The following is a 9,809-nucleotide window of genomic DNA, read 5'->3' on the forward strand; positions in this document are numbered from 1 at the left end:
CTCCTATTGTCCAAACATGCGCACCTTGGCCAGCAGTTTGGTGGTCGAGCGGTCGTGCTCGAAGTCGATGGCCACCGCCTTGCCGCCGTAAGCCAGCACCGCCTGCCCTTCCGGGATGGCGGTCATATCGTAGTCGCCTCCTTTGGCGTAGATCTCAGGCTTCGCCTGCAGCACCGCTTCCAGCGCGGTATCCTCGTCGAAAGGCACCACCAGGCTGACCGATTCCAGCGCCGCCAGCAACGCCATGCGGTCGTCGCAATTATTCAGCGGGCGGTCGTCGCCCTTGCCAAGTCGCTTGACCGAGGCGTCGGTATTGGCCGCCACCACGAGCGAGGCGCCCAGGGAACGCGCTTGCGCCAGATAGGTCACGTGGCCGCGGTGCAGGATGTCGAACACGCCATTGGTCATCACCACAGGCTTTGACAGGGCCGCTACGCGCGCAGCAAGTTCCTCGCGCGTGCACATCTTTTTCTCAAACTCGATCATTCTTCTTCGTCTTCCTCTTCTTCTTCGATCTGCATACTCAGGCCGCCCGACGATTTCGGCGCAGCCGCCGCTGTAGGAGCCGCGGCATCCGGCGGTGGGCGATTGCCGTGCAGTTTGATCTGCAGGCGCAGGCCGTTGGTGGAGTCGGCGTTGCGAAGCGCCTCTTCATAGCCGATATGGCCCTTATTATAAAGATCGAACAGGGCCTGGTCGAAGGTGCACATGCCCAGTTCGCGCGACTTGGCCATGATCTCCTTGATCGAGTGGAAGTTACCCTTGAAGATCATCTCGGCGATGGTCGGGGTGTTCAACAGGATCTCGATGGCCGCCTTGCGGCCCTTGCCGTCTTCGGTGCGGATCAGGCGTTGCGACACGATGGCGCGCAGGTTGGACGACAAGTCCATCAACAGCTGGTTGCGGCGCTCTTCCGGGAAGAAGTTGATGATACGGTCCATGGTCTGGTTCGCGTTGTTCGCGTGCAGGGTGCCCAGGCACAGGTGGCCGGTCTCTGCGAACGCAATCGCGTGCTCCATGGTCTCGGTATCGCGGATCTCGCCGATCAGAATCACGTCCGGCGCCTGGCGCAGGGTGTTTTTCAGCGCATGGTGCCAGGACAGGGTATCCACGCCCACTTCACGATGGGTGATCAGGCAGTTCTTGTTCTTGTGGACATACTCGACCGGGTCTTCCACCGTAATGATATGGCCGGCGGAATTCTGGTTGCGGTAGTCGATCATGGCCGCCAGCGAGGTCGATTTACCTGAACCGGTACCGCCCACCACCAGCACCAGGCCGCGCTTGGTCATCACAACTTCTTTCAGCACTTCCGGCAAATCCAGCTTCTGGAAATTCGGGATTTCAGAGGCGATCGTACGGCACACCATGCCGATGGCCTGCTGCTGTACGAAGACATTGACGCGGAAACGGCACACATTTGGCAGAGAGATCGCGAAATTGCATTCCAGCTCAGTTTCGAACTCGCGGCGCTGCTTCTCGTTCATGATGGCGTAGGCCAAGGCCCGGGTCACGTCCGGGGTGAGGCGCTGCTGGCTCAGGGCGCGCATCGAGCCTTGCGACTTGATACTCGGAGGGAAATCGGCCGAAATGAACAGGTCGGAGCCGCCGACCTGGTGCATGGCGGTCAGCAGTTTATGGATATATGACTGGGCTTCTTCGTGGCCTAGTGTGGAAGACATATTTGCCTCGTTATGTGTGATTGCTGGTCATTATAGCCAGAGCCATCCCCCATTCATGGCATTGCAACAAGGCATTCACCTGTGTTCAAATGGGTTCATGACACTGACCGAGCTCAAATATATCGTAGCAGTTGCCAGAGCGAAACACTTCGGCCATGCCGCCGAGGCGTGTTTTGTTGCCCAACCCACCCTTTCCGTTGCAATTAAGAAACTGGAAGACGAACTCGGCGTCGTCCTGTTTGAGCGCGGCGGGGCGGAAATCTCTGTTACCCCGCTGGGCGCCCAGATCGTGGCCCAGGCCGAGCGGGTGCTGGAACAGACAGCAGCGATCAAGGAGCTGGCAAAGCAGAACAAGGACCCGCTGGCCGGGTCCCTGCGGCTGGGTGTCATCTATACCATCGGCCCTTACCTGCTGCCGCCCCTGGTCAAGCGCATGATCGAAACCACCCCGCAGATGCCGCTGGTGCTGCAGGAGAATTTCACCGTCAAGCTGTTGGAAATGCTGCGCCAGGGCGAGCTGGATGCCGCCATCATGGCCCTGCCCCTGCCGGAACACGGCATGTCGGTGCAGCCGCTGTACGACGAACCTTTCGTGGTGGCGATGCCGAAAAGCCACCCCTGGTCCAGCCGCAGCGCCATCCCTGCCGAGAACCTGAAGACCGAAACCATGCTCTTGCTGGGCAATGGCCACTGCTTCCGCGACCAGGTGCTGGAAGTGTGCCCGGAAATGGCGCGCTTCTCTTCGCCCGGCAACGGCATGCAGCGCACATTTGAAGGCTCCTCCCTCGAGACCATCCGCCACATGGTGGCCAGCGGCATTGGCCTGACCGTGCTGCCGCGCGCCTCGGTGCCGGATATGGAAGGCCGCGATGGCATGTTGGCATTCCGCTATTTCGAGAACCCGGAGCCGAACCGCCGCGTGGTCATCGTCTGGCGCAAGAGCTTTACGCGCAAGGCGGCAATCGACGCCATTGTCGCCGCCGTGGCCGACTGCCAGTTGCCGGGCGTCCACATGCTCAACGGCCACGCAGAGTAAAATGCGGGGATGCAAGCGACAACCCCTCCCCTGAGCAAACTCCAACTCTATTTCCGCCTGGTCCGGCTCGATAAGCCGATCGGTACCGTATTGCTGCTGTGGCCGACCTTGGTCGCCCTATGGCTGGCGTCCGGCGGCGTGCCGGACTGGAAGCTGCTCATCATTTTCTCGCTGGGCACCTTCCTGATGCGTTCGGCCGGCTGCGCCGTCAACGATTACGCCGACCAGGACTTCGACAAGCACGTCAAGCGCACCGCCGAGCGCCCCATCACCAGTGGCCGCGTCAGCGGCAAGGAAGCGCTGGCCATCGCCGCCGGGCTGTCGTTGGTCGCCTTCCTGCTGATCCAGCCGCTGAACACCCTGGTCAAGCAATTGAGCGTGGCCGCGCTCATCATTGCCGGCACCTACCCTTACTTCAAGCGCTTCTTCGCCATCCCGCAAGCCTACCTGGGCATCGCCTTTGGTTTCGGCATGCCGATGGCCTTCGCTGCCGTGCAAGGCACGGTGCCGCCAGTGGCCTGGCTGCTGCTGGCGGGGAATGTGTTCTGGGCCGTGGCCTACGACACCGAGTACGCCATGGTCGACCGCGACGACGACCTGAAAATCGGCATCAAAACTTCCGCCATCACCTTTGGCCGTTTCGACGTGGCCGCCATTATGTTCTGCTACGGCGTGCATCTCGCAATCCTGCTGGTGGTTGGTCATTACTTCGCCCTGGGCCTGCCCTTCCTGGCCGGCATGGCGGTAGCAGCCGGCTGCGCCGTTTACCACTACTTCCTGATCCGCGGCCGCGAGCGTGCGCCCTGCTTTGCCGCGTTCCGCCACAATAATTACCTCGGCGCCGCTGTCTTCGCAGGCATTGCGCTCGACTACGCGTTGCGCTGACCTATACTGGATGTACCCCTGTGCTGTTCACTGAGACGAGGCGATCATGGACCAGACGACACAAACTACGGCCAAACCAAACGGCGGCGGTGTAGCGAACGGCAAGAGCCATAGCCAGCACGAAAGCGCGGAAGCCCGCGAAAAGCTGATGACCGACCTGAAACAGGCGGTGCAGGACGCTGAAACCTGGCTGCGCAATGCAGCCTCCGCAAATTCCGACGACCTGGGCATGGTCAAGGCCAAGTTTGAAGACACGCTGCGCACCGCCAAGCGCGATTTGCTGAAGCTGGAAGACAGTATGATCGCCCGCGGCAAAATGGCAGCCCAGGCGACCGACCACTATGTGCATGACAATCCGTGGAAGTCGGTCGCCACTGGCGCCGCCATCGGCGTGATTGTCGGTCTGCTCATCGCGCGCCGCTAGCGGACCTTCCACCACTGCGTCACCACTGCAGCTGCCAGTCCGGAGCCGCAGTGCGCTGTCGCACGGACAGGACAGTGCCACAGACCGGCATTGCTTTGTCACGCCGCCAGGGGTACAAAGACATTATCGGCTTCTCCGCTGGGGGCGCTCCATGTCCTGGTTTGCGCATCTCAAATTTGCACTCACGCTGGCATTGTGTGCCCAGGCTGCGCAGGCGGCCGAGGTGTCCATGGCGTTCGGCGAAAAGATTCCGCCTTTTTGCTTTCCCGAAACCGACTCAGGGATTGAACTTGACGTGATGCGCGAGGCCTTGGCCTTCCGCGGCCATATGCTCAAGCCCCACTATTACTCGTTTGCCCGGATTCCCGTTGCTTTTAAAGCGGGCGAAGTGGATGCGGCCATGACCGACCTGGGCGAAGATATGGCGGCCTGGGGGGCGTACTACGGCAACCCGGCCGTCATTTACGACAATGTCTTCATCACATTGAAAGAGCGCCACCTGACGATCAGCCGGCCGGAAGACTTGAAAGGCCTGACCGTCATCTCCTTCGCCGGCGCCGCCAAGCGATATCCCGAGTGGCTCGATCCGGTGCGCAAGGCAGGGCATTATTTCGAACAGAACGACCAGGCGTTGCAGGTGCTGACCCTGGACCGCGGCCGCTACGACGTCGTGCTGAGCGACCGCAACATCTTCAAGTATTTCACCCTGCAGCTCAAACTGAACAAATCGTTCAGGCCACGGACTGTGGAGGAACATCCCTTCGTCAAGCTGAACCCGATGGATTACCGTCCGGTTTTCCGCGACAGCGCGATCCGCGACGACTTCAATGCCGGCTTGAAAAACCTGAAAGACAGTGGGCGTTTCCAGGCCATCTACGCCAAATACTTGTCGGGCGATTAAGTGCGTCGCGCGCCCGCCACGGCGCAACTTGCGGACGTATTGCCTGATTTGCACGGTGATAGAATCGGCGTTTCGCCGCTTAACTTCGATTGCATGTCTGACAACAATACCGCTTCTCTCAGTGCGCTGCGTGCCGCCCTGTCGCAGCGGGACGTTGCGTCGGGCGCCAATGCGGAATCGCTCGGCGCCTGGCGTCTCAGCCTGCTGAACGGGATGTGCGCAGTAGCCTGCTACCTGGGCTTGCTGGTCGTCTTCCCCAGCGTATATATCAGCGTAAAGAACCAGTTGTGGGCGCTGGTGGCGGCCGACGCCCTGGCGCTCGGCACGGTTACGGTGCTGCATTTTCGCCACGGTCTGGCCTACCGCTATCGTGCCGCGGCTTTCCTTGGCGTCCTCTACATCCTCGCTGTAGCGCTGTTGTTTGCCATCGGCACCATGTCGCAAATTTACCTGCTGGCCGTGCCCGTGCTGAGCGCCCTGCTGATGGGGCGGCGGTCGGGCGTGGTGTCCATTATCGCTTGCAGCGCTACCCTCTTCCTGTGCGGCTATTTCGGCAAGATCCCGCAGGGCACGCCGACCGATACTGTTACCCCGCTCCTGCACTGGACCATCCTTGCCACCAATTTCATGTTGGTGGCTTCGCTGCTGGTCGTGTCCTGCGCCTACCTGCTGCAAAAGCTGGAGTCGCAGATCGGCACCCTGCAAGCGCGCGAGGTGGCGCTGCGCGAGTCGGTGGCCGCGCAAAAGGCGGCGGAAGAATCCAACGAACAAAAGAGCGAATTCCTGGCGATGATCAGCCACGAGGTGCGCACTCCGCTGGGCGGCGTGATCGGCATGCTGCGGCTGGCGAAAAAAGATGCCAGCTTGTCGGCCGATACGCGCAACAAGCTGCGCATCAGCCTCGGTAATGCGGAAGTGCTGCTGCATATCATTAACGACATTCTCGATTTCTCGCGCCTTGAAGCGGGCAAGATGCCGTTCGAGACAATCGACTTCGATTTACCTGCCCTGCTGAACGACGTGGTGGCACTGCTGGCGGACCGCGCTGAGACCAAGGGCATTTCCCTGGTGGCCGACCTGGCGCCGGGCTTGCCGCAATGGTGGCAGGGAGATCCGGTGCGTTTGCGCCAGGTGGCCATGAACCTGGTGGGCAACGGAGTCAAATTCACCGAGCATGGCGAGGTGCGGTTGTCCGCTTCCGTGTCGGCGAGCGGCGGCATCGAACTTGCGGTCCGCGACACCGGCATCGGCATCGACAACTCGGAAATGGCCCGCCTGTTCCACCGCTTCGAGCAGGCCAGTGCGGCGACATCACGCAAATATGGCGGCGCGGGCCTGGGGCTGGCGATCTGCAAGAACATTGTCGACACCATGGGCGGTGCGATCGACGTCCATAGCGCGCCTGGCCGTGGCAGCGTGTTCCGCGTCTACTTGCCCTTGCAGGCGGGCCAGCCGGCGCTGGCCAGCACCGCAAGTGATCGGGTGCCACATACCGCCAGCCTGTCGATCTTGTGCGCCGAGGATGGCAGCACCAACCAGATCATCCTGCGCGAGCTGCTAGGCAATATGGGACATACCGTCACCATCGCCGAAGACGGCCTCGCCGCGCTGGAATGCCTGGCGAAGCATGACTTCGATATGGTCATCATGGATAGCCGCATGCCGCGCATGGATGGTATTGCCGCCTTGCGCCAGCTACGCGCCGGCGTTAATGGGGTGCGCAATCCCGCCGTGCCGGTGATTGCGCTGACTGCCAATGCTGCGGACGACGAGCGGGCGCGCTTCATGGCGGCAGGCGCCGATGGTTTCCTGCCCAAGCCTATCGATGAAGCGAGCCTGCATGCGGAAATCGGGCGGCAGATCGACTTGATGCAGTCCTGTGCAGCGCCTTCCCTGGCGGCGCTGGATGCCTTGTTTGGCCAGGGCCGCGAACCGGCACGGCGCTCCGGTCCAAGCGCGGCAGTGCGTGCGGCCTTCCTGCGCGAGGCGCCGCGCCTGCTGTCCTCTCTCAAGCAAGGCATGGTCGGCGGCGACGCCGCGGCGGTCAGCCTGAGCGCCCATACCCTCCTTGGCGGCGCCGGCCTGTTTGGGGCGGCCGACCTGCACGCCCTGTGCGGGCGCATTGAAGCGCTGGCAGAAGCCAGCCAGCTGGCTAGCCTCGCTCCGCTGGTCGACGAGCTCGAAATCGAACTCGCCGCTGCGCTCGCGGCGCTGGAGCCGGCGGCCGCTTAGCCGGCAGCGCCGAGCTGCTCGCCGAGTTCCTTGCCGCGTGCTGCGGCGGCTTTCACGGCGGTGACGATCGCGGCTTTGACGCCGCTGGCTTCCATGCTGGTCAACGCGGCGTAGGTGGTGCCGCCTTTCGAGGTCACTTTCTCGCGCAGCACCGGCACCGGGTCCGGCGACTGCACCGCCAGTTGCGCCGCCCCGGTGAAGGTCGCCATGGCCAGCTGCTTACCCTGCTCCGGTGTCAGACCCAACTCCTCGGCCGCCTGCTGCATCGCTTCGATGAAATAGAAGACATAGGCCGGGCCGCTGCCTGAAACCGCCGTCACCGCGTCGATCTTGGACTCGTCGTCCAGCCACACGGTCGTGCCCACGGCACGCAGGATCTGGTCGGCCGCGTCGCGCTGCGAAGCGCTGACGCCCGACGATGCCACCATGCCCGTTACACCCATGCCGATCAAGGCCGGCGTATTCGGCATGGTGCGCACAATCGCCTGGTAGCCGCCCAGCCAGCGCGACAAGTCTTCGGCACGGATGCCGGCCGCAATCGACAGCACCAGCGGCGAACGGCCCGCAGCCTGCGCCGCCTGCAACAGCGGCAGCAGCAGCTGCGTCACTTCATGCATTACCTGCGGCTTGACCGCCAGCACCAGCACCTCGGCCGCGCCCACCGCCTCGCCCGCGGCAGCAGCCACGGTCACGCCGTATTCCTGGCGCAGCTTGTCCAGCGAGGCCGGGTTCGGGTCCACCACGTGGATATTGGCGCCCGGGGTCAGCTTGCCGGCCAGGCCGGCGATCAGTGCAGCAGCCATATTGCCGCCGCCAATGAATGCAATCTTCATCTCTTATCCTTTGTTGTAATCGCGCGCGCCGAAGATGGCCGTGCCGACGCGCACAATGGTCGCGCCTTCATGGATGGCAGCCCGCATATCGGCCGACATGCCCATCGACAGGGTATCGAGCGCAATGCCTTCGGCGCGCAATTGTTCGTAGAGTTCACGCAGCACGCGGAAGGCCGCGCGCTGCTTGTCGAAATCGTCTTCCGGCTCGGGGATGGCCATCAAGCCGCGCAAGACAAGGCGCGGCAGCGCGGCCACGGTACGGGCCAGCGCTGCCGCGTCGGCGGGCAGCACGCCACTTTTGCTGGCCTCCCCGCTGGTATTGACCTGGATGCACACCTGCATGGGATGCAGGCCTTCAGGCCGCTGTTCGCTCAAACGCTGGGCAATCTTCTCGCGTTCAATCGTGTGCACCCAATCGAAGTTTTCCGCTATAAGACGCGTCTTATTGCTCTGGATTGGTCCGATAAAATGCCACTCGAGCGGCGTGCAGCCGCGCATCTTCGCCAGTTGCTGGACTTTGTCCACGCCTTCCTGCACATAGTTTTCGCCGAAAGCGCGCTGGCCCGCCAGCACGGCCTCGTACACTGCCTGCGCCGGAAAGGTCTTGGAAACGGCCAGCAGCAGGACATCGTTGGGCGCACGCTGCGCTTCGTGCGCGGCAACGTTAATTGCTTCAGTAACAACTTGCAAGTTCTGGGCTATTGTGGACATAATCGAATGAGACAGGGCCAAGCTTTTTTGGCTATTGAAAAAGCACAGGGATTATAAATGGACATTTCCGAACTTCTCGCATTCTCCGTCAAGAACAAGGCATCCGACTTGCACCTGTCTGCAGGTTTGCCGCCGATGATCCGCGTGCACGGCGACGTGCGCCGCATCAACCTGCCGCCGCTTGAGCACAAAGACGTGCACGGCATGATTTATGACATCATGAACGACGGCCAGCGTAAGGCATATGAAGAGATGCTGGAATGCGACTTCTCGTTCGCCATTCCGGGCCTGGCGCGTTTCCGCGTCAACGCCTACAACCAGGAGCGCGGCGCAGCAGCCGTGCTGCGTACCATTCCTTCCAAGATCCTGTCGCTGGAAGAATTGAATGCGCCAAAGATCTTCGCCGATTTCGCCATGAAGCCGCGCGGCCTGGTGCTGGTGACCGGTCCGACCGGCTCCGGTAAATCGACCACACTGGCGGCGATGATCAACCACCTCAATGAAAACGAGTACGGCCACATCCTGACGATCGAGGACCCGATCGAATTCGTGCACGAATCGAAGAAGTGCCTGATCAACCAGCGCGAAGTGGGTCCGCATACGCTGTCCTTCAACAACGCGCTGCGTTCGGCGCTGCGCGAAGACCCGGACGCGATCCTGGTGGGCGAATTGCGAGACCTGGAAACCATCCGCCTGGCGCTGTCGGCCGCGGAAACCGGTCACCTGGTGTTCGGCACCCTGCACACCTCCTCGGCCGCGAAAACCATCGACCGTATCATCGACGTGTTCCCGGCCGAAGAAAAAGAAATGGTGCGCGCCATGCTGTCCGAGTCGCTGCAGGCCGTTATTTCCCAGACCCTGCTGAAGACCAAGGACGGTTCCGGCCGCGTCGCCGCTCACGAGATCATGGTCGGCACCCCGGCTATCCGTAACCTGATCCGCGAAGCGAAGATCGCGCAGATGTATTCCGCGATCCAGACTGGTAACAACGTCGGCATGCAGACGCTGGACCAGAACCTGACGGACCTGATCCGCCGCAACATGATCTCGTCGGCCGCAGCACGCGCCGCCGCCAAGATCCCAGACAACTTCCCAGGCTGATAAA

10 protein-coding genes are annotated in these 9,809 nt (G+C 62.0%); 6 read left to right on the forward strand and 4 right to left on the reverse strand.

Annotation, left to right across the window (positions count from 1 at the left end; genetic code table 11):
* Nucleotides 1-3: 3 nt before the first annotated feature.
* Together AC1RTP_RS24465 and AC1RTP_RS24470 are read right to left on the reverse strand one after the other, a co-directional pair.
* Nucleotides 4-486, reverse strand: a complete 483-nt coding sequence (locus tag AC1RTP_RS24465) for an adenylyltransferase/cytidyltransferase family protein (protein WP_498611248.1) — start codon at nt 484-486, stop codon at nt 4-6.
* Nucleotides 483-1,682 (reverse strand): PilT/PilU family type 4a pilus ATPase, encoded by a 1,200-nt coding sequence (locus tag AC1RTP_RS24470; protein ID WP_498611249.1) that lies wholly within the window; start codon nt 1,680-1,682, stop codon nt 483-485. Before AC1RTP_RS24470 ends, AC1RTP_RS24465 begins: the two co-directional genes overlap by 4 nt.
* A gap of 97 nt (nt 1,683-1,779) precedes the next feature.
* Between AC1RTP_RS24470 and AC1RTP_RS24475 the strand changes: the two genes are divergently transcribed.
* The 5 genes from AC1RTP_RS24475 to AC1RTP_RS24495 all read left to right on the forward strand — a co-directional run bounded on the left by AC1RTP_RS24475 (nt 1,780) and on the right by AC1RTP_RS24495 (nt 7,160).
* On the forward strand, nt 1,780-2,718 hold the full coding sequence (locus AC1RTP_RS24475) for a hydrogen peroxide-inducible genes activator (RefSeq protein ID WP_498611250.1): 939 nt from the start codon (nt 1,780-1,782) through the stop codon (nt 2,716-2,718).
* Nucleotides 2,719-2,748: 30 nt separating this feature from the next.
* A complete protein-coding gene (gene ubiA, locus AC1RTP_RS24480) occupies nt 2,749-3,603 on the forward strand; it encodes a 4-hydroxybenzoate octaprenyltransferase (protein WP_498611339.1) in 855 nt (284 codons plus the stop codon).
* 46 nt (nt 3,604-3,649) lie between these two features.
* On the forward strand, nt 3,650-4,027 hold the full coding sequence (locus AC1RTP_RS24485) for an ElaB/YgaM/YqjD family protein (RefSeq protein ID WP_498611251.1): 378 nt from the start codon (nt 3,650-3,652) through the stop codon (nt 4,025-4,027).
* A 151-nt stretch (nt 4,028-4,178) separates the two neighbouring features.
* Nucleotides 4,179-4,928, forward strand: a complete 750-nt coding sequence (locus AC1RTP_RS24490) for a substrate-binding periplasmic protein (RefSeq protein ID WP_498611252.1) — start codon at nt 4,179-4,181, stop codon at nt 4,926-4,928.
* 93 nt (nt 4,929-5,021) lie between these two features.
* Nucleotides 5,022-7,160: an ATP-binding protein gene (locus AC1RTP_RS24495; RefSeq protein WP_498611253.1), complete on the forward strand. Its 2,139-nt coding sequence runs from the start codon at nt 5,022-5,024 to the stop codon at nt 7,158-7,160.
* Here the strand turns inward: AC1RTP_RS24495 and proC are convergent.
* Together proC and AC1RTP_RS24505 are read right to left on the reverse strand one after the other, a co-directional pair.
* A complete protein-coding gene (gene proC, locus AC1RTP_RS24500) occupies nt 7,157-7,993 on the reverse strand; it encodes a pyrroline-5-carboxylate reductase (RefSeq protein ID WP_498611254.1) in 837 nt (278 codons plus the stop codon). The two genes, AC1RTP_RS24495 and proC, sit on opposite strands and share 4 nt — an antisense overlap.
* A 3-nt stretch (nt 7,994-7,996) precedes the next feature.
* Nucleotides 7,997-8,704, reverse strand: a complete 708-nt coding sequence (locus AC1RTP_RS24505) for a YggS family pyridoxal phosphate-dependent enzyme (protein WP_498611255.1) — start codon at nt 8,702-8,704, stop codon at nt 7,997-7,999.
* A 57-nt stretch (nt 8,705-8,761) separates the two neighbouring features.
* On the opposite strand from AC1RTP_RS24505, the gene AC1RTP_RS24510 reads away from it, so the two are divergent.
* Nucleotides 8,762-9,805, forward strand: coding sequence for a type IV pilus twitching motility protein PilT (locus tag AC1RTP_RS24510; RefSeq protein WP_498611256.1), 1,044 nt, complete (start codon nt 8,762-8,764; stop codon nt 9,803-9,805).
* Nucleotides 9,806-9,809 lie beyond the last annotated feature (4 nt).

The organism is Pseudoduganella sp. GW821-FHT11H04 (genome assembly GCF_058807935.1).